This is a genomic window from Streptococcus sp. SV2 (assembly GCF_030440175.1).
Lineage (GTDB): Bacteria > Bacillota > Bacilli > Lactobacillales > Streptococcaceae > Streptococcus > Streptococcus raffinosi.
Genome location: NZ_JAQFJQ010000001.1, coordinates 48,599 through 68,145 on the forward strand (window position 1 = coordinate 48,599; position 19,547 = coordinate 68,145).

Annotated in this window: 18 protein-coding genes; 3 read left to right on the forward strand and 15 right to left on the reverse strand. The window is 41.6% G+C overall.

Translation table 11 applies throughout. The annotated features are described in order from the left end of the window. Positions 1 to 11 precede the first annotated feature (11 nt). The 6 genes from PCY14_RS00155 to PCY14_RS00180 form a co-directional block, all read right to left on the reverse strand. Positions 12 to 2,408, reverse strand: coding sequence for a primosomal protein N' (locus PCY14_RS00155; RefSeq protein ID WP_164376329.1), 2,397 nt, complete (start codon positions 2,406 to 2,408; stop codon positions 12 to 14). 142 nt (positions 2,409 to 2,550) lie between these two features. Beyond that, positions 2,551 to 2,865 carry a DNA-directed RNA polymerase subunit omega gene (rpoZ, locus tag PCY14_RS00160; RefSeq protein WP_002889391.1) on the reverse strand — a complete coding sequence of 105 codons (315 nt, stop codon included), beginning with the start codon at positions 2,863 to 2,865 and terminating at the stop codon, positions 2,551 to 2,553. Positions 2,866 to 2,886: 21 nt separating this feature from the next. Then, positions 2,887 to 3,516 carry a guanylate kinase gene (gene gmk, locus PCY14_RS00165; RefSeq protein ID WP_008535152.1) on the reverse strand — a complete coding sequence of 210 codons (630 nt, stop codon included), beginning with the start codon at positions 3,514 to 3,516 and terminating at the stop codon, positions 2,887 to 2,889. Positions 3,517 to 3,749: 233 nt separating this feature from the next. After that, a complete protein-coding gene (gene ftsY, locus PCY14_RS00170; protein WP_021146203.1) occupies positions 3,750 to 5,222 on the reverse strand; it encodes a signal recognition particle-docking protein FtsY in 1,473 nt (490 codons plus the stop codon). Positions 5,223 to 5,232: 10 nt separating this feature from the next. Further along, entirely contained in the window at positions 5,233 to 6,051 is an 819-nt protein-coding gene (locus PCY14_RS00175; RefSeq protein WP_021146204.1) for a Cof-type HAD-IIB family hydrolase, read from the reverse strand. Further along, complete coding sequence (locus tag PCY14_RS00180; protein ID WP_293929908.1) at positions 6,044 to 6,838, reverse strand: HAD family hydrolase; 795 nt, start codon at positions 6,836 to 6,838, stop codon at positions 6,044 to 6,046. The genes PCY14_RS00175 and PCY14_RS00180 overlap by 8 nt, the downstream gene beginning before the upstream one ends. Before the next feature lie 182 nt (positions 6,839 to 7,020). Here PCY14_RS00180 and PCY14_RS00185 point away from each other — a divergent pair, with 182 nt between their 5' ends. From PCY14_RS00185 to PCY14_RS00195, 3 genes are read left to right on the forward strand one after another with little or no spacing between them, the layout of a single operon-like run. Then, positions 7,021 to 7,398 (forward strand): GntR family transcriptional regulator, encoded by a 378-nt coding sequence (locus PCY14_RS00185; protein ID WP_008535155.1) that lies wholly within the window; start codon positions 7,021 to 7,023, stop codon positions 7,396 to 7,398. 4 nt (positions 7,399 to 7,402) lie between these two features. Beyond that, positions 7,403 to 8,101, forward strand: coding sequence for an ABC transporter ATP-binding protein (locus tag PCY14_RS00190; RefSeq protein ID WP_021152346.1), 699 nt, complete (start codon positions 7,403 to 7,405; stop codon positions 8,099 to 8,101). Between the two features lie 11 nt (positions 8,102 to 8,112). Beyond that, complete coding sequence (locus tag PCY14_RS00195; protein ID WP_301363012.1) at positions 8,113 to 8,898, forward strand: ABC transporter permease; 786 nt, start codon at positions 8,113 to 8,115, stop codon at positions 8,896 to 8,898. Positions 8,899 to 8,950: 52 nt separating this feature from the next. On the opposite strand, the gene PCY14_RS00200 is transcribed toward PCY14_RS00195, so the two are convergent. The 9 genes from PCY14_RS00200 to PCY14_RS00240 all read right to left on the reverse strand — a co-directional run bounded on the left by PCY14_RS00200 (position 8,951) and on the right by PCY14_RS00240 (position 19,498). Continuing rightward, entirely contained in the window at positions 8,951 to 9,880 is a 930-nt protein-coding gene (locus PCY14_RS00200) for an ATP-binding cassette domain-containing protein (protein ID WP_021152348.1), read from the reverse strand. Next, complete coding sequence (locus PCY14_RS00205) at positions 9,873 to 10,958, reverse strand: ABC transporter ATP-binding protein (protein ID WP_021152349.1); 1,086 nt, start codon at positions 10,956 to 10,958, stop codon at positions 9,873 to 9,875. The genes PCY14_RS00200 and PCY14_RS00205 overlap by 8 nt, the downstream gene beginning before the upstream one ends. 9 nt (positions 10,959 to 10,967) lie before the next feature. After that, positions 10,968 to 11,894: an oligopeptide ABC transporter permease OppC gene (gene oppC, locus PCY14_RS00210; protein WP_008535160.1), complete on the reverse strand. Its 927-nt coding sequence runs from the start codon at positions 11,892 to 11,894 to the stop codon at positions 10,968 to 10,970. Beyond that, positions 11,894 to 13,387: an ABC transporter permease gene (locus tag PCY14_RS00215; RefSeq protein ID WP_002889404.1), complete on the reverse strand. Its 1,494-nt coding sequence runs from the start codon at positions 13,385 to 13,387 to the stop codon at positions 11,894 to 11,896. Before PCY14_RS00215 ends, oppC begins: the two co-directional genes overlap by 1 nt. A gap of 536 nt (positions 13,388 to 13,923) precedes the next feature. After that, positions 13,924 to 15,894 carry a peptide ABC transporter substrate-binding protein gene (locus PCY14_RS00220; protein WP_021152353.1) on the reverse strand — a complete coding sequence of 657 codons (1,971 nt, stop codon included), beginning with the start codon at positions 15,892 to 15,894 and terminating at the stop codon, positions 13,924 to 13,926. 232 nt (positions 15,895 to 16,126) lie between these two features. Next, positions 16,127 to 17,110 carry a phosphate acetyltransferase gene (pta, locus tag PCY14_RS00225; RefSeq protein WP_002889407.1) on the reverse strand — a complete coding sequence of 328 codons (984 nt, stop codon included), beginning with the start codon at positions 17,108 to 17,110 and terminating at the stop codon, positions 16,127 to 16,129. Positions 17,111 to 17,119: 9 nt separating this feature from the next. Then, positions 17,120 to 18,019 carry an RluA family pseudouridine synthase gene (locus PCY14_RS00230; RefSeq protein WP_301363015.1) on the reverse strand — a complete coding sequence of 300 codons (900 nt, stop codon included), beginning with the start codon at positions 18,017 to 18,019 and terminating at the stop codon, positions 17,120 to 17,122. Next, entirely contained in the window at positions 18,016 to 18,852 is an 837-nt protein-coding gene (locus PCY14_RS00235; RefSeq protein WP_037613475.1) for an NAD kinase, read from the reverse strand. The genes PCY14_RS00230 and PCY14_RS00235 overlap by 4 nt, the downstream gene beginning before the upstream one ends. Continuing rightward, complete coding sequence (locus PCY14_RS00240) at positions 18,824 to 19,498, reverse strand: GTP pyrophosphokinase family protein (RefSeq protein WP_021152357.1); 675 nt, start codon at positions 19,496 to 19,498, stop codon at positions 18,824 to 18,826. Before PCY14_RS00240 ends, PCY14_RS00235 begins: the two co-directional genes overlap by 29 nt. Between the last annotated feature and the right edge of the window lie 49 nt (positions 19,499 to 19,547).

Genomic DNA, 19,547 nt, shown 5'->3' on the forward strand with positions numbered 1-19,547 from the left:
CCTTTTCTAGATTAAGTAAAATTCTGAGGTTCGTGATCAATAATCAGACGCAAGTCCTTATTTTCAGGTTCCTGGGTCATATCAAGGACCCCATTAAGCGTTTCTTCCAAGTTATCTTCAAAACGGTATTTGATAATAATCTGATAATGATAAAGGTTATGTGTTCGAGCAATAGGCTTAGGCGTTGGTCCCAGAAAAGTCACCTTGTCCGACAAGTGCTCTTTCAAATAAGCCATAACCTCATAGCTCTTGCGGACTACAAACTCTTCATCCTTGTGAGAAAGCGTGATTCCTACCGTATAGAAATAGGGCGGGTAGGCCAGCTGGTGGCGAATCCCCATCTCATAGGCATAAAAACCTTCGTAATCCTGTTGCTGGGCAAACCGAATGGCATAATGGCTAGGATTATAGGTCTGAATAATAACCTCCCCTTCCTTGTCCGCACGACCAGCACGACCAGCCACCTGAGTCAAGAGTTGGAAGGTACGCTCAGCCGAACGAAAATCCGGTAAATTCAAGGACGTATCCGCATTCAAGACCCCTACCAAGGTAACATTTGGAAAATCCAAACCCTTGGCAATCATTTGGGTCCCAAGCAAAATGTCAGCCTTGCCACTTCCAAAAGTCTCTAGGAGTTTCTCGTGAGCACCTTTTTTACGTGTCGTATCAACATCCATCCGAATCACTCTGGCTTCAGGCAAGAGTTCTGTCAACTGGTCATAAGCCTTCTGTGTTCCAGTCCCATAATAGCGAATCTGACGACTCTGACAGTTAGGGCAGACGTGTGGTATTGCTTTTTGAAAATCACAATAGTGACAATTCATGGTCTTGGTATCCATGTGCAAGGTCAATGAAATATCACAGTTGGGACAATCATCCACATAGCCACAGTCACGACACATGACAAAAGAGGAATACCCACGACGGTTCAACATTAATACGACTTGTTCCTTACGTGCCAAGCGTTCTCTGATTTTTTCCAAGAGAGGTGGCGTAAAATCACTTACCTCTTGACGCCCAACAAAGTCCTTAAAATCCACCACTTCTACCTGCGGAATTTTAGCCTTAGGATTGGCCCTCTCTGTCAACTCAAGAAAATGATAAACCCCTTTCTGAGCCCTCGCTCGTGTCTCAATAGAAGGTGTCGCTGAGCCAAGGACAAGAATAGCGCCATGACTCTTAGCCCTAAGCAAGGCCACATCTCTAGCATGGTAGCGAGGATTGGACTCTTGTTTGTAAGTAGCCTCATGTTCCTCATCAATAATGATTGCTCCGATATTGTCCAAGGGAGCAAAGATAGCCGAACGTGCCCCTACAACAACTTTGGCTTGACCAGACCTAACCTTACGCCACTCATCAAATTTTTCACCGTCTGACAAGCCTGAATGCATAATGGCTACCAAGTCTCCAAAACGAGAGATGAAACGATTAGTCATTTGGGGTGTCAGGGAAATCTCTGGAACCAAGACAATGGCTGTTTTCCCCATGGCCAAGGTCCGCTCAATAAGATGAAGATAGACTTCCGTCTTACCCGAACCCGTCACTCCTTCCAACAAGAACGGTTTGCCACCACGACCAATCTGACCTGTCATGACTTCAACAGCATGCGCCTGTTGCGCATTAAGCTCCAGAAAATCTGTCCTTGCTACCTTTTCAAAGTAGCTATCGGCACGATTGACCTCAACCTCAGTGATGACCAAAGCTCCAGCTTCAATGAAAAACTTAACCACATCTCGAGAAAACAATTTATAGAGGTCAGCCAACTTCCCAGATTCACTTTTTCCTAGCAAGAAGTCCCTTAACTCTAACCGTTTCTTGGCTCGTTGCGAAATGTCCAAAGTCTCTAAAATGCCCTTTTGAACACTATAATGCTTCTCCGTTTTTATATTTTGCTTATCCTTGGCAATGTAATCAACCGTTACGCAACCAGATTGCACCAGACGAGGAATAGCTTGACCTTGTTTCTCTGATAATTGGGAGAAAAGAATGTGGTCTCGCCCCTGAAGAAAAGTGACCCTCTCCTCTTCACTCAGCTTATCAGTCGCCATGATAACTTTGTCATACTGAGAATTAAGAAGACCTGGAAGCATAGACTTCAAGATGGAAATCTTATAGGAAAAAACCGTGTGTCGCATTTGGTCAGCCAGGTCCAGCTGATCCTGATTTAGGACCGGTTCATAATCCAAAAGCTCCGCAATAGGCTTCAACTCTGGAAGATTGTCTCCATTTTCCTGCTCTTCCAAACCAAGGATAAAGCCTTGCAAAAGACGATTTCCCTTACCAAAAGGGACATGAACCCGCATACCGATGGCAATTTGACCTTGCATTGATTCGGGTACAAGGTAACTATAAGGCCTGTCCGTCTGCATCAGAGGAACATCTACAATTATTTGTGCAACTAAAACCATATATCTCCTCCCATCACTGCCTTAAGACCAGTATTTTGTAGTGCTCAGGACCTCCTGAGTTGGATTATCATCATAAAGAAGGAAGCTGAGGCACTATGCCTCAGCTCCCCCTGTCCTCATAAACCAAAGCTAGACTTTGATTTTAGATTTTATCGCCTTCTTCTTTTTCTTTAGCGATTTGTTCTTTGATTTTACGTTCTTCTTCCTCAGCAGCTAGACGTGCTTGGATAACTTTCAAACGTGCCAATTCACGTTTACCTTCTGGATCTGGGTGGATTGTGACATTTCCAGATTCAATTTCTTCAAGGGCTTGAAGCGTAGATTTGACAGCTGAAAATTCTTGAGTTGGTTCGGCACCAGCTGCCAATTCATGAGCACGTTTGGCTTGCAAAATAACCAATGAATATTTTGAAGGTACTTTATCCAAAAGCTTATCAATAGAGGGTTTCAACATCATAATTCTATACCTATTTCTAATTTATTTATCTGATAATTTCTTTTCTGAAATCATATTACGATAGCGGCCAATCACACGATCTACTCGGAAATGTTCTGCTTCAATGACACGTTTGACACGTTCAGCAGCCAAAGGCACCTCGTCATTGACGATAGCATAATCGTACTCGCTCATAAGAGCAATCTCTTCACGGGCACGCTCAATACGTTTAGCAATCACTTCCTCAGAATCTGTTCCACGACCAACCAAACGTTCTTGAAGTTCGTTCAAATCTGGTGGTGTTAAAAAGATAAAGACAGCATCTGGAACTTTTTTCTTAACCTGGAGGGCTCCTTGTACCTCGATTTCAAGAAACACATCAATGCCCTTATCCAAGGTCTCATTAACATAAGTCAATGGTGTTCCATAGTAGTTACCAACATACTCAGCATATTCCAACATTTGGCCGTTGCGAATAAGCTCCTCAAATTCCTCACGAGAACGGAAGAAATAATCCTTTCCATCAACCTCACCAGGACGCTGGGCACGTGTAGTCATTGAGACTGAGTATTCAAATTTGTGGTCAGGTGTTGAAAAAATTTCCTGACGGACAGTTCCTTTTCCGACACCAGAAGGCCCTGAAAAAACAATTAAAAGTCCACGATCAGACATGTCTTCTCCTTAAACTAAGATTAAAAATCTCTTTAAACTTGCCGTAAAAACAGAAAAGCAGATGCTCATTTCTACAGCTTGGGGGTTGTTGATTGATTCCGTGACAGCTCACTCACCGGAGCATGCCTTTTACCTTACTATTCTACCAATAAAAGCGACTTTTTTCAAGGTGAGGGAACCATTAAAAAAAGTGAATCCTATTTTCCTAGCACTCACTCTTTTATTCTTATCTTTTAAACCAAGCCAGTCAAGAGACCTTGCATAAATTCTTCCGAATGGAATTCACCAATATCATCAATTTTTTCACCAAAACCAATCAATTTTACTGGGATATCCAATTCTTGGCGGATGGCTAGAACTACCCCACCCTTGGCACTACCGTCCAATTTAGTCAAGATAAGACCAGTCAAGGGTGTGATTTTTGAAAATTCCTTAGCCTGACTAAGCGCATTTTGACCTGTTGAAGCATCCAAAGCCAAGAGGGTTTCATGAGGAGCTTCTGGGACCACACGTTTGATAATACGACCAATCTTTTCAAGCTCTGCCATGAGGTTGTCTTTATTTTGCAAGCGACCTGCCGTATCAATCATGAGAACATCAACGTCCTCAGCAAGAGCCTTTTCCATACCATCAAAGACTACTGAAGCAGGGTCAGCCTTCTCAGCACCAGTCACCACTGGCACATCTACACGACGCCCCCACTCGACCAACTGGGCAACAGCCCCTGCACGGAAGGTATCAGCAGCAACCAGCATGACTTTTTTACCTTCTTGTTTGTATTTGTGTGCCAACTTACCGATAGATGTCGTCTTACCTACACCATTGACCCCAACAAAAAGCATAACAGTCAAGCCATCCTGGAAGTTAATTTGCTCATTGTAAACATCGTCTTTCTCATAGATATCCACAAGCTTTTCGATAATCAAGCGTTGCAAATCCTCAGTCTTTTTGACATTTTCAAGGCGAGCTTCATAGCGTAAGTCTTCCGTTAATTGTGTCGCAACATTGACCCCAACGTCAGAGAGAATTAGCATTTCTTCCAATTCTTCGAAAAACTCTTCATCAACACGACGGAAATTAGCGAAAAATTCATTCAGACGGGCAGCAAAACCAGTACGGGTCTTTTTGAGTGTTCGATCATACTTTTCTCGTTCTGTTTCTACTTGAGAAGTAGCAACTTCTTCGGTTTTTTCCTCAACTTGACGGGTTTGAACCGCTTCAAAAGTAACTGTCTCACCTTTTTCGGCAGCAGCAGCTACTTGAGCTTTCTTGGCATAATAGTCAGCCATGACATCAGCAAAATGGTTATCCACAGCAGCTTGACTTTCTTCAGGCTCTTGACCTACTTCTGACTCACTAGAAGCAATACTATCCTCAGAAAAATCTTCAACCGTTTCTTCTTCAGATACTTCTTCGCTGTTCACGTCTACAGCGTCAGCCACTTCATCAACAGATTCTGTGGATAAAGCTTCTTCTGGATTTTCTGACTGACTTACTTGCTCAGTTTGACTCTCACTAGCTGACTCGCTTGTTGATAAATCTTGATGATCAAGGAACTCGACTTCTGAGTCAAAGTTTTGCAAGTCTTGATTGTCAAGAGACTCTGTTTCTGAAATGTCATCTGTTAAATCATTGCTGGCAACAGTTTCTGCAGCTTCCTGTGACTGTTCGTTTTTCTGTCCAAATAATCGATCAAATAGACCCATTTGGTTCTCCTTATTTCTCTAAAATATAGTTATGGATGGCCTCAGCCACACCAGATTCTTCATTCGTTTGGGTTGTTACAGCATCTGCGACAGCCTTGACTTTATCAACACCATTAGCCATAGCCACACCGAGACCAGCCCATTTCAACATGGTCAAATCGTTTTCTTCATCACCCATGGCCATGACTTGACTTTGGTCAATGCCCAGATAATCTGACAATAGTTTCAAGCCCTCAGCCTTATGAACACCCTTAGGCATCACTTCAAGGATAATTTCTCGAGACTTAAAAACTTCAAAGTCTTCGGAAAGCTGTTTAGGCAATTTGGGAATTTGTGCATCCAAAAACGCCTCCTCACAGACCGTAACAATCTTATTATAGACGATATTCTTCGGAATGTCATCAATGCTATTCACATCAACAAAGGTCAGGGCTGGATTAGCCTGGCGGTAGAGAGAGTGGTTTCCTTTACTTGGAACACCATAAACGATGCCATCACTGAGAACATCCATGGGAAGTCCCAGAGGTTCAAAAGCAGCATAAACCTGCTCTATATCCTCTCGACTCATCTCCTTCTTTACGAGGATATCACCGTTATTGCGCTGAACCAAGCCACCATTAAAAGTCACGCTGTAATGCTTGTCGTCCAACAAGCCCAAATCTTTCAAAATATGGTCGATTGCAGGAAGAGGACGACCAGTCGTAATGACCACGTGAACCCCCTTAGCCTCTGCCGCTTTTAGAGCCTCTCTATTTTCAACAGTAACCTGCTTATCCTTGGTAAAAAGCGTCCCATCTAAATCCAAGGCCAGTAGTTTAATCTCAGACATCTGAACCTACCAACCCTTCCATAGAGTCAAAGACGGCACCATCTTTATGGTGACCAATCACTTCATCAGCTACAGCCTTAATCTCATCACGCGCATTTTCCATCGCAATGGCACGACCCGCAAAGGTCAGCATCTCCATATCATTGAGATTATCACCAAAAGCCACAACATCAGAAGCCTGACGCCCTAACTCTTGACATAAATGGTAGAGGCCAAAGCCCTTATCCACACCCTTAAGAATAATATCCATAGAGTCAAAGCCAGTTGTCACAGCCGTCATATCCTCAAAAATCGTGTTGAGATAGTCACCACGCTCCATGATGGTATCCCCTTGGAACTTAGCCGTCACCTTAAAAATATCATCAGTCACTGATTCAAGGTCTGTCGCCACGACATTTTTATAATAACGTTCCATAGCCTTAAGATAGGCAGGATCAGCGTCGTTAGGTGCATAAGCTCCCTGGCGGCCTGACAGAAGTATTCCTTCACAGGTTGGCAAGGCTAAAGTCGTGTCTGCAATTTCCAAATAATCTTTAGGTTCTAGCTTGGACTCAAACAATACCTGACCCTTATACTGAACCAAGGCTCCGTTTTCCGCAATGATAGCAATACGGTCCACAAACCCGTCAAAAAGCTCCTCCAAGGCTAAAAGAGCCCGTCCAGAGGCAACTGTAAAAACATAGTCCTTGGTCTCACAAGCATCCAACAGGCTATCCAAACGTGCTTTATCATAAGTACCATGATGATCCAAAAAAGTACCATCCATATCTGTTGCTAAAATTTTCAAAATAATCTCCCTTCAGGTCGAATACACTTGCTCCTATTGTACCAAAAATAGAAACATAAGTTAGGGAAAAGCCACAGTTATGAGAGAAAATATAGTATTTCACTTGCAAATTATGTTTTTAAGTTGTATCATTGCTGTAGTACAAAAATAATGTAATGATATTTCCTAGAAAGGAGTCTCTTATGGCTTGGACATTTGATGAAAAATCACCCATTTATCTTCAAATCGCCTATCGTGTCAAACTTAAAATTGCTTCTAAAGAATTAAGCATGGGGCAACAACTTTTACCCGTTCGAGAATTCGCTCAAGAAGCCGGTGTTAATCCAAACACCGTACAAAGGGCCTTCCAAGAACTGGAAAAAGAAGGTTTGGTTTACTCTGCCCGTACTTCTGGTCGCTTTGTCACCGAAGACGAGAAACTCATTAACCAAAAACGACACGAAATTGCTCAAAACCTGATTAAGAACTTTGTCACTGAAATGTCGGCTATTGGCTTCAGTTCACCTGAAATTAAAACCATTATCACCGACTACATTGAACAAAGAGGAAAGGAGTTATAGACTGATGACTGATATTGTAACTTTAACAAATCTCACCAAAACCTACAATGGTATTCCAGCCCTAAGAGATGTGACTATGACTATCCCTTCAGGAAAGATTGTTGGTCTCCTAGGACCAAATGGAAGTGGTAAAACGACCCTCATTAAAATTTTGAATGGCCTCCTTCAGCCAACTTCCGGTCTTGTAACGATTAACGGATTTGAGCCATCACCTATCACCAAGTCACAAGTGGCTTATCTGCCTGACACAACCTATTTAGATGAAAGTAAGACCATCCAATACTACTTGGACTTCTTCCAAGATTTCTATGCCGACTTTCGCTATCCTCTTGCCTTGCAACTTCTGGAAGATCTAAACCTTCAACCTAATCTTCGTCTCAAAGACCTCTCAAAAGGAAACAAGGAAAAAGTTCAGTTGATTTTGGTTATGAGCCGAGAGGCCAAGCTCTATCTTCTTGATGAGCCTATTGGTGGCGTTGACCCTGCATCTCGTGACTATATCCTCAGGACCATCATCAACCAATACTCGGAAGAAGCTTCTGTTATCATCTCAACTCATTTGATTTCAGATGTTGAATCTATTTTAGACGAGGTTGTTTTCTTAAAATACGGTCAGATTGAACTTCAAGGAGATGCCGATAATATCCGCCAAGCCCATGGCAAGTCTATTGACAAGCTCTTCAGAGAGATGTTCCACAACTAGGAGGTATGAGCATGTTTTGGAAATTAGTTAAGTATGAATTACAATCAGTCCGCAAGTGGTACCTTGGCATCTATGGGATTGCCATCCTACTGTCCATACCTTTGGGCTTAATGCTTCAAAAATTAATAGTCACTTTTGAACACAGCCACAAGGAACCAAGCCTACTTTTTATGGCCTTCTTTACACTGATTGTTATTGCTACCATTGTTGTTTGGGGAACCATCTATATCGCAACTATTGTCCTCATCATCAAACGCTTTGCGACCAGCGTCTTTGGACGAGAAGGCTACCTAAGCAACACGCTTCCTGTTTCAGCGCACCAGCTTGTCTTGTCTAAACTCTTTGTAGCCTTTATTTTAGATACGATTTCATCTCTCGTTGTACTCGCTTCAATTGGCATTATAGCCGCTTTCAACCTAGATATGAAAGATATCCTCCTGACTACCAGCTACTTTGGTCAAATCTTAAAAGAAATGGGGGCACTCTACCTCTTCATTCCTGCTACAATTTTAGGAACAATTGCTGGTATTCTACTTTATTACCTCTGTATTAGCATCGGAAATCTCTTCAACACTAACAAAATTCTTATGGGGTTTGTCGCTTATTTCGCTATTCAGTCCATCCTATTCTTTATTGGTTTCTTCTTTGGATTTAGCGCTGCTTTGACTTCAAATATCACAAGTAATTCAATGAACAATTTGACATATATTTTGGGTATCATTCAGTCAATCGTTATTATCGCTGCAAGCTACTTCGGTACCTACTATATCATGACCAAGCGCTTAAACTTAGACTAAAATAAAAACCGTGTTCCTTTTGGAACACGATTTTTTTTTGCATTGAAAAGACTTATTTACTTTGTTCTTTACGGTAAGTCTCGATTTCGGCCTTGTTACCCCAAACGAAGTGCCCTGGGCGTACTTCAGCCATTTCTGGTTTATCAACAGAATAGTCGTGTTGGTTTGGATCATAAACCTTCAAAACTTTCTTACGTTCCAAGATTGGGTCTGGAATAGGAACAGCAGACAAGAGTGACTTTGTGTAAGGGTGAATAGGATTGTTGTAGAGTTCTTCCGTTTCTGCAACTTCCACAATTGTTCCCTTATAGATAACAGCGATACGATCAGAAATGAAACGGACCACTGACAAGTCATGAGCAATAAAGAGGTAGGTCAATCCCAACTCTTTTTGGAATTTCTTAAGCAAGTTCAAGACTTGGGCACGGACTGACACGTCAAGGGCTGAAATCGGTTCATCGGCAATAACCAAATCAGGTTGCATAACCAAGGAACGCGCAATCCCGATACGTTGACGTTGTCCCCCAGAAAATTCGTGAGGATAACGTGTCAAGTGCTCTTCGAGAAGCCCTACTTCTTTGATGATTTCCTTGATTTTAGCCTTACGGTCCTCTTCATCCTTATAAAGATGGAAGTTATACAAACCCTCAGACAAGATATAGTCAACCGTCGCACGTTCATTCAAACTCGCTGCAGGGTCTTGGAAAATCATCTGAATACGACGGATAAGGTCATTTTTCTCAGAGTGAGATAAGTGACCATTAATTTTCTTACCGTCAAATATAATGTCGCCATTACTTGTATCATTTAGACCAATAATGGCACGCCCGATAGTCGTTTTACCACTACCAGACTCACCAACGAGGGAAAAGGTTTCACCCTTGTTGATGAAAAAATTAGCATTGTGGACCGCAACGAATTTCTTGCTTCCCTCACCGAAGGAAATCTCCACATCTTTTACTTCAACTAACTTCTCAGGCATTGCCTTCCTCCTCATCTTCTAAATGTGCAAATCCCATATTGGCACGGATTTTTTCATGTAGATTTTGGATGACCTCAGGTTTTTCAACTTTTGGCGCATCCTCATGTAAGAGCCAGGTCTTAGCCCAGTGAGTATCTGAAACTTGGAATTGTGGCGCTTTTTCCTCGAAGTCAATCTGCATAGCATAGTCTGAACGCAAGGCAAAGGCATCCCCAACAACCGGTGTATAAAGTGACGGTGGTGTCCCTGGAATTGAGAAGAGTTCACCCTTATCAGCAGCCAACTGTGGCAAGCTTGACAGCAAGCTCCAAGTATAGGGATGGCAAGGTTCATAGAAAATTTCCTCAACCGTAGCAAACTCAATGATTTCACCAGCATACATAACCGCAACCTTATCAGCGATACTGGCTACGACACCAAGGTCATGGGTAATGAAAATGACTGAGAAACCGTACTCCTCTTTGAGCGATTTCAAGAGGTCAATGATTTGAGCCTGAATCGTCACGTCAAGAGCCGTTGTTGGCTCGTCACAGATAAGAATATCAGGACGACAAGCTAGGGCAATGGCAATAACGATACGTTGACGCATCCCACCAGAATATTGGAAAGGATATTCATTGAAACGTTCCTCCGCATCAGGAATACCGACCTTGTCCATGTAGTCAATAGCCATTTTCTTAGCTTCCTTAGGCGATTTACCTTGGTGCTTGACAATGACTTCAACAATTTGACTACCGATAGTCTTAATAGGGTCCAGACTGGTCATAGGATCCTGGAAGATTGTTGCAATCTTAGCTCCACGAATTGGTGCCCAATCTTGGTGACTCTTAAGTTTTGTTAAATCTTGACCACGATAATTAATAGATCCACTGGCTACACGGCCATTTTCTTCAAGCATCCCTGTGAAAGTTTTAGTCAAGACTGATTTACCTGAACCAGACTCACCAACCAAGGCCAAAACCTCACCTTCAACCAAGTCAAGGGAAACCCCTCGAATAGCTGTCAAAACACGGTCACGAACGTCAAATTCCACGACGATATCGCGAGCCGATAATATTACATTTTTATTTTCTGTCATATTGGACTCCTATCTATGCGTACGTGGGTCACTAGCATCCGCTAAGTTTTGACCAACAATAAAGAGGGCAAGAGAAACGAGAATCAAGGTTGTCAATGGAATCCAGAAGAGATAAGCATTGACCGTAACGTTTTGAGCATAGTCTGAAATCAAACGACCCAGACTAGGCGTTGTAACGGGAAGCCCCAAACCAAAGTAGGAAAGGAAGGCCTCATAAGAGATGAATCCTGGCAAGAGCTGACTAGCCATGGTCACGATAACTGACACCAACTGAGGCATGATATTTTTAACCACAATCTTTGCCGTTGGTGTTCCCAGTGTACGGGAAGCCAAGTTATACTCCAAATCACGGTAACGCATGATTTGAATACGGATACTATAGGCAATCCCAATCCAACCCGTCACAGTCATGGCAAAAATCATATTCCAGAAACCAGCACCCAATGAATAAGTCAAGACAATAACCACAAGGAGGTCAGGAATATTTGAGATGATGTTGTAGATTTCCATCATAACCATATCGAAGGTCTTAGAAATCCCCCAAACAGCACCCACAAGCAAACCAATAACAACATTAAGGAAGGTAGCAATGACAGCGATAAGAATTGAATTACGCGCACCAAACCAAACACTGTCGAATAGAGACTTACCATTACTATCGGTACCAAACCAGTATTGAGCATTAGGATGGACATAACGTAAACTAAAATCATTAACTTTTGAGACATCATTGAAATCAAATTTTGAAAACATCGGGTAGATAAAACTCATCAAAACAATGGCAATCAAGATACCCAACATGACTACTGTTGATTTCTTTTTAAGGAACTGACGCATCACCGATTTCCAATAAGAATAAGCCGGTGCATCAATTGTTTCAGAGGCAAAATCATCGCGCTTTACAAATTGGAACTTACTTTTATCAATTGAAGCCATTATTTACCTCCTTTAGATGTCAATTTGATACGTGGGTCAATCACTGTCATAAGGATATCACCCACAAGCAATGAGAAGATGGTGAGGGCTGTGAAAATAAACACCAGACCCACAACCATAGCATTATTTGAAGCACGAACAGAGTCAATCAACATTTTACCCATACCAGGATAGGCAAAAATAGTTTCTGTCAAGGTAGCTCCGGTGATAACACTTACGATAGATGCTGGAATTCCTGAAACCAAGGATACCATCGCATTTTTGAAAATGTGTTTGTTTGAAATTTCTTTTTCTGACAACCCTTTGGCGCGTGCAAAACGAACGAAGTCTTGAGATTGTAAATCAATCATATAACGACGAATCCAAATGGCAAGTCCTGGCGTTGACAAGAGTCCAAGAATAACAGATGGCAAGACATAAGAACGCCAGTCACCTGCACCCAAGATTGGGAAGGAATCCGGAAGCCCAATTTCAGAACCAATCAATCGAATGATATAAACCAAGGCAATAGTTGGTAGAGAAAGCAAGAAGGTCAAAATACCTGTTGACACACTATCAAAGAGGGTGTTCTTTAAGCGGGCCATGTATGACCCTAATGGAATCGCCAAAGCATAAGACAAGACTAGTCCAATCAATCCAGCAATAGCAGAGCTTGTCACCATTGATGGATACTGGTAATGACTTTTCGTTGCTGTATAAGGATCATTGCCAAACAAAGAACGGTCTCTTTCGTCAGCCTGACTTGGTGATTTATAGGTACGAGAGTAAATATCCACTGAAGATGGCTTTTTACCCGTTGGGAAATTCACATCAGTTGTTAAGGTTTGTCCTTGGCCCTGCGTAATGACATCAAGGACACCCTGATCAGCATAGGTTGGGTAAGACGTACCAAGGTTCATCTTCACAAAGTTTTGGTGAACAAATGGGAACTGACCATTAAAGTAAAGCAGATATTTATGCTTAGTCCCTGAACCAACCACTGACCAACCAATAGCGGGATCATTTTCAATTCGAATGTAACGTTTCAAGTTAGGATTTGTTTTATCTTTCACCCATCCAGTATTGTCAAATTCAAAGAGGTGCTTATAGAAGCCAAATACACGTTCAAGTACTGGCACATCACGTGTCGCATAAAATTGCTTACTTTCCTTAAACTGCTGCAAATGCCAGCCACGTCCCAAACTATCCACATATTTTTGGTAGATAGCCTTATTGGCCTTGGTTGGTTTAGTCGTTACAGACTTATCAAGCGAGCTTGCTTTTTCCTGCAATTCCTTGGTGTCATAGTAATCAATATAACCCATTCGCTCATAGATTGTATTTTCATAGTTAGCCTTCGAATCGGCTGTCTTTGCAATCTTGTTGTAGTTAGGGTCCTGTCTGAAAATCAGACGCCTCGGCACCATGGTATAAATAATGGTGTAGGTCAAGGCCGTCACGACAAATATTGACAATAGAGAACGAAGGGTTCTCAATAAAATGTATTTTTTCATGTCTCTTCCTTTAACTCCAAAAGAACTTTCCCAATCAAATGAGAAAGTTCTATCGTCCTTTTATTTAACGTCATTCTCATGATTTTTTGAGCGTGTTCGTTGGACTTAGACTTTTCTTTAAACCAGTTTTCACGGGCTTTATCATCATTTTTCTTAGTGACAACAGCTTTTTTAGGTTCAAGATGCGTGAACATCTGCCAGAACCCTCAGCTCCTACTTGAGTAGTCACCAGAGTCTGTTATCAATCAAGCATGCGCTGGTAGGACACTCTGATTCACCAAAGTAGCCTGAGGATGACCTCCCCACAACCTTGCTTGTCTTTCTGTTTAGCATTCGTAACGCACTATCTTCTTTTTTTCATAAGCATTCTCCAAAAAATCATAGTTATGTCACCATTATACCATAAAAATCGAAATAACAGCAATTTTCAGAATATTTTGTCTTATGCCTTCTTTCTCACAATTGATAGCTACTTTCAAAGGTATTTTGATAGATCTTTGGCCAAAAGAAAAAGGCTCGCGCCTCTTTCCATTGCATTATTTAACGTGTTTGGCAAGATCTTTTTGAGCTTTTTCGTTAGATACTTTCTTTTCTTTAAGCCATTTTTCACGACTTTGTTCATATTCTTTCTTAGTAACTACTTTTTCTTGTGGTTTAACATATTTGAAGTAGTCACCTGAACTCTTATCACCCACTTGAGTATATGAACCTGTAAATGGTGTCAAACGTGAGACAACTGGAGCTGCACCGTTACCAACCGTCAAAGGAATGACAAGTGAACTATCTTCTAACCAAGCTTGAGCTTGAGCATAACGATCATAACGTACATTGAGATCTGTTGTTTCAGAATCTGCTGAGTCAAGCAAGGCATCATAATCTTTAAGTCCTACTTGGGCTGCTGCCGCATTATTTGGGTTATCATATCCCATGAAGGTCTTAGTGTTTTCATTTGATGTTGTCTTAAAGATATTAAGATAAGTTGATGGGTCTTGATAGTCTGGACTCCAAACAACACCATTTGAAATATCCCAATCTTCTGCAGCCGCATTTGGCGCATTAAGGGTTGCATTTTGCATATCATCAGATGACAATTGGTTGATATCAATCACCACATTGTCACTTCCCAATGATTTTTCAATGGTTTGTTTCAAAGATTGCGCTTGGGCAACATTAAGTTTAGAACTTTGGTCAACTGGAAGGTCCAAGTGGATTGGGAATTGAACACCTTCTCCTTGGAGAGCTTCTTTAGCCTTACTAAACTCAGTTTTAGCTTTTTCAGCATTGTAGAGACCATCTTGACCATCAGCAAAGTTGACGCCTGACCACTCATCACCATATGAACTCATCTTTTCAGTAACAAGATCTCCAAAGGTCTTATCACCTGCACTCACAAAATCAGAAGGAACAAAGAGATTTCGAATGGCTTTAGCTGCTCCATCCTTACCATTGACTTGTGATTGATATACCGTACGGTCAATAGCGAAGTTAATTGCTTGACGGAAGTCTTTATTCAAAAGAGCTTTTTTCGTAGAGGTCTTTTCAGCGTCAGTCTTTTTAGAAGTGTATTTGTAACTTTGACGGTCAATATTAACACTCATAGCTGACGTTGACGCACCAGCTGCTGTATAGTAGATATTATCTTTATATTTCTTTTCGACAGATGCATAGTTAGAGCTCATTGGGTAGACACGAGCAATACTATAAGCACCATCAGTGAAACTACGTTCCAAAGATTCTGGATCAGAACCATCATCATACGTCAATTTGATAGCATCAAAGTGAACGTTCTTCTTATCCCAGTAGTTTTCATTCTTAGTCAACTCAATTGATGATTTAGCTGTCAAAGATTTGAGAAGGAATGGACCGTTGTATAGGATAGAGGTTGGGTCTGTTGACTTACCGAAATCTTTTCCTTTAGTCTTAAGGAAGTCTGCATTGACTGGGAAAAGCAAACCATAAGTTGTCTTAGAGTTCCAGTATGGCTCTGGTCGTTTAAGTGTATATTGCAAGGTATGGTCATCAATTGCCTTAACACCAACCTTTGAGAAATCTTTATCAGCACCTGATAAGTAATCAGACAAACCAGCAATAGAATCTTGAACCAAATAGAGAGCACCGGCTTTCGAGTCTGCCGCATGCTTAAGACCAGTTACAAAGTCTTTAGCTGTAACATCAGCGTACTCTTCACCATCAGAGGTATACCATTTAACCCCTTTACGGATTTTATAAGTGTAGGTTAGACCATCTTGAGAGACAGACCAATCTTCAGCCACTGAAGGTACAAGATTACCATATTTATCTGTTTCCATAAGACCATCAACACCATTTGTCACAGCAGTTGTTGTAGGTCCTGTATTTGAGGTAATGTAATCCAAAGTTTCAGGGTCTGAACTGTAAACGTAACCATAAGTAGTACCACTAGTACTAGACTTAGATGAACAAGCCGCCAAAATACCAACACTAAGGACGGCAACGCCTGCTAAGGCTAACCATTTACTTTTTTTCATAAGATTTCTCCAAAATATAAAATTTTTTACAGCTTCATTATAGCATAAATAATCAAAAAGAACAGTTATTATCAGAATCTTTTGTACAATTCGATAATATCTGTAAACATGAAAACCACTGCGATTCCTTATCAATAAAGGATTTCCTTTAGTTTAAGTTGATTTATTTTTAATCACAAAAGTTGCATAAAAAGGCCCAGCCACTCGGCCAGACCTCCTTTTATCATTACTTTTAATTATTAAGTGCTTGAGCAGCTGTGATAATCGCTAGATTGTAAATGTCTTCGGCACTAGCACCACGAGAAAGGTCGTTAACTGGTTTATTGAGACCTTGCAAGATTGGCCCAATAGCTTCGAACATTCCCAAACGTTGGGCAATCTTATAGCCAATATTACCAGCCTGCAAACCTGGGAAGACAAAGACATTAGCTTGTCCTGCTACGTCACTGTCTGGTGCCTTAATAGCTGCTGTTGCTGGAACAAAGGCTGCATCAAACTGCAACTCACCATCAATAGCCAAGTCAGGACGCATCTCCTTAGCAAGAGCTGTTGCTTCAACAACCTTATCCACTTTTGGTGATTTGGCAGAACCTTTTGTTGAGAAGCTAAGCATGGCCACTTTAGGATCAAGCCCGAAAATGGCAGCTGTATCAGCAGTATTAACAGCAATTTCTGCCAGTTCTTGAGCGTTTGGATCAATGTTAATAGCACAGTCAGCAAAAACCAAACGTTGGTTAGTGTTTTCACGGTTCATAAGGAAAACACCTGAAGTACGTGAAATGCCTGGTTTTGTCTTGATAACTTGAAGGGCAGGACGTACTGTATCGGCTGTTGAGTGAATAGCACCTGAAACCATACCATCAGCAAGACCAAGTTTCACTAACATAACACCAAAATAGTTAACATCACGAAGCAACTTGTCCGCATCTTCAATTGTCGCTTTTCCTTTACGGATTTCAACAAATTTTTCCTTCATTTCCTCAAGACCTTCATAGGTTTCAGGATTAATAATCGTATAGTTAAAATCTGCAAAACCAAGATCATTCAAGATTTTGTGAACCTCAGCTGGGTCTCCCAAGATAATAGGATCCACCAATCCTTCAAATTTCAAACGGGCGGCTGCACGAACCACACGGTCGTCATTACCCTCAGGAAAAACAATCTTAATGTTCTTTCCTAAAATACGTTCACGAAGTTCACCAAATAGACTACGCATAAATACTCCTCAATCAATCTTTTTAGTTTGTAAGTCCATGATAACGGTTTCAAAGTCATCTGTCAAGGAAGACGCAAAGACCATCTCTTTCTTGGTAAAGGGATTGACAAAAGCAAGACGGTGACAATGCAAGGCCTGACGTTCAATCCCATAATCTAGAGAGCCCCCATAAAGGTCATCTCCCAAAAGAGGAAGGCCCAAATGAGCAAAATGCACACGAATCTGGTGCGTCCGTCCAGTATGAAGGTTAATATCAACCAACTTAACTCGCCCATAATCACCTACCAAACGATAACTGGTATGAGCATATTTCCCTGATTTATGGACCCGACGTGTGATGATGGAATCCACATCACGCGCAATGGGTGCAATGATTTCTCCCTGTTCCTCAAGTTTAGTATCACCCTCCACCAAGGCATAGTAGTGCTTCTTAATGGACTTCTGCTGCAACTGCTTATCCATACGTGCATGGGCATAACCATGCTTGGCAAAAAGCATAAGTCCAGACGTGTCCTTGTCCAGACGTGTCACAATATGCACTCGCTGATTGGGATAATCATTGCTAACAAAGTGATATTTAACAAAATTAGCCATGGTGTTGTCATGATTGACACTTGGAATACTAGCATAACCATATGGCTTGTTCACCACCAAGAAGTTATCATCTTCATAGACAATATCCAAGTCAAACGGGATGGGAGTTAAGGTATCATGTGGTTCCTCATCAGGAATCTCTATAGCGACCACATCTCCCTCATGAACAGGGTAGGTCGCAAACTGCTCCTCACCATTGACCCAGATATGACCGCCCTCAAACTTAATCTTAGCCAAAAGTCCTTTGGAAACATCATGCTCCTTCAAAAAAGTCTTTACTCGGCAGGAACGTCCCACAGTAAATTCATATCTCATTCTTCCATGTCTCCGATAAAGGAATCACGTACACGCTCCCAGAAACTGGTATGACTGGCACTAGCCACAAAGGAAATCTTACGCTGGTCAATTGAGAACTCTACCTTTTGCACATTACGATTAGTGTAGGTTTTATTATCGACCGAAAGCGTGTAGCTCCCCATTCGGGTAGGATAAACGGTAATTTTCTCATTCTTAGGAACAATAAGTGGACTGCCCAAGGTACGGTAAACACGGTTATTAAGACTGGCAATCTCAGTCAATTGCAGGGCCTCAATAGTGGGATGAAGAACTGCACCACCCAAGGATTTATTGTAGGCAGTCGAACCTGTCGGTGTTGCTACAGACAGTCCATCCCCACGGAAGCTCTCAAATAAGATGTCATTTAGGCAGACATCAGCTGCCATAGTTTTTTCATTACGTTTAATAGCTGCTTCATTGAGGGCAATTGATGTAAAGGAACGGCCATCAGCCAGGGTTAGCTTGACATTTAAGAGCGGGTAAGAAATCTTGTCGCCACGATCCTTACGCAAGGTCTCAATCAACTGCTCAACCTCACCATCTAAATAATCTGTATAAAATCCCAAATGCCCCGTATGAATGCCAACAAAACGCACACGAGCAAGCTCTTTTTCATACATATGAAAGGCTGATAGCAACATGCCATCACCACCGATAGAGATGACCACATCAGGATTTTTCTTGGTTAAATAAAAATCAGGATCGTCTCGAAAGGCATTAAAAAGTTTTGAGGCAACACGCCTACTCTGGGGCTTGCCATTAGCAATAATAGCCACCTTCATCTCATCCGAAAAGGTCTTCATCTGTGTCATCACTATTTCCTACACTATCTTTCAAAGTTCTGTTGATTGGATCAAAGAGCAACTGAGCATCTCGAATATCATCACGTATCTTACGCATCTCTTCATCAAGCTGATAGGCCATGCGTGCCGTATTTTCCAAGCGGAGTTTAATCTCCTCTGGAAAATTTCCCTGATATTTATAATTAAGGGAATGTTCAATAGTGGCCCAAAAGTTCATGGCCAAAGTCCGAATTTGAATTTCTGCAAGGATTTCCTTACGGCCATCAATGGTATCAACAGGATAAGACACGATAACATGATAAGAACGATAACCCGAATGTTTACGGTTCCTAATATAATCACGCTCCGAGACTATGGTCATATCACTACGATGACGAAGCAAAGCCAAAACCTCATCCACATCATCGACAAATTGGACCATAATACGCAGTCCAGCAATATCTTGCATTTCCTTGGCCAAATTCTCAATAGACAGGCCACGTAGGGCAATTTTTTCCTCAATGGAAGCCACTGACTTCACACGGCCCGTCACAAATTCAATGGGCGAATGACGATTTTTCTTACGAAATTGTTTACGAATGCCTCGGAGCTTAATCTTGAGCTCACCTACGGCCTGAATATAGGGGTCTAAAAATTCTTCCCAATCCATGGTCAAGATAGGACTCCTCCTTGTCAAAAGCTTTAGTTTTTTATAAAATAAAAAC

Bases quoted from the DNA above. Each gene is read 5' to 3' on its own strand.
- PCY14_RS00155 (WP_164376329.1), bottom strand. From the start codon at position 2,408: ATGGTTTTAGTTGCACAAATAATTGTAGATGTTCCTCTGATGCAGACG.
- rpoZ (WP_002889391.1), bottom strand. From the start codon at position 2,865: ATGATGTTGAAACCCTCTATTGATAAGCTTTTGGATAAAGTACCTTCA.
- gmk (WP_008535152.1), bottom strand. From the start codon at position 3,516: ATGTCTGATCGTGGACTTTTAATTGTTTTTTCAGGGCCTTCTGGTGTC.
- ftsY (WP_021146203.1), bottom strand. From the start codon at position 5,222: ATGGGTCTATTTGATCGATTATTTGGACAGAAAAACGAACAGTCACAG.
- PCY14_RS00175 (WP_021146204.1), bottom strand. From the start codon at position 6,051: ATGTCTGAGATTAAACTACTGGCCTTGGATTTAGATGGGACGCTTTTT.
- PCY14_RS00185 (WP_008535155.1), top strand. From the start codon at position 7,021: ATGGCTTGGACATTTGATGAAAAATCACCCATTTATCTTCAAATCGCC.
- PCY14_RS00190 (WP_021152346.1), top strand. From the start codon at position 7,403: ATGACTGATATTGTAACTTTAACAAATCTCACCAAAACCTACAATGGT.
- PCY14_RS00195 (WP_301363012.1), top strand. From the start codon at position 8,113: ATGTTTTGGAAATTAGTTAAGTATGAATTACAATCAGTCCGCAAGTGG.
- PCY14_RS00200 (WP_021152348.1), bottom strand. From the start codon at position 9,880: ATGCCTGAGAAGTTAGTTGAAGTAAAAGATGTGGAGATTTCCTTCGGT.
- PCY14_RS00205 (WP_021152349.1), bottom strand. From the start codon at position 10,958: ATGACAGAAAATAAAAATGTAATATTATCGGCTCGCGATATCGTCGTG.
- oppC (WP_008535160.1), bottom strand. From the start codon at position 11,894: ATGGCTTCAATTGATAAAAGTAAGTTCCAATTTGTAAAGCGCGATGAT.
- PCY14_RS00215 (WP_002889404.1), bottom strand. From the start codon at position 13,387: ATGAAAAAATACATTTTATTGAGAACCCTTCGTTCTCTATTGTCAATA.
- PCY14_RS00220 (WP_021152353.1), bottom strand. From the start codon at position 15,894: ATGAAAAAAAGTAAATGGTTAGCCTTAGCAGGCGTTGCCGTCCTTAGT.
- pta (WP_002889407.1), bottom strand. From the start codon at position 17,110: ATGCGTAGTCTATTTGGTGAACTTCGTGAACGTATTTTAGGAAAGAAC.
- PCY14_RS00230 (WP_301363015.1), bottom strand. From the start codon at position 18,019: ATGAGATATGAATTTACTGTGGGACGTTCCTGCCGAGTAAAGACTTTT.
- PCY14_RS00235 (WP_037613475.1), bottom strand. From the start codon at position 18,852: ATGACACAGATGAAGACCTTTTCGGATGAGATGAAGGTGGCTATTATT.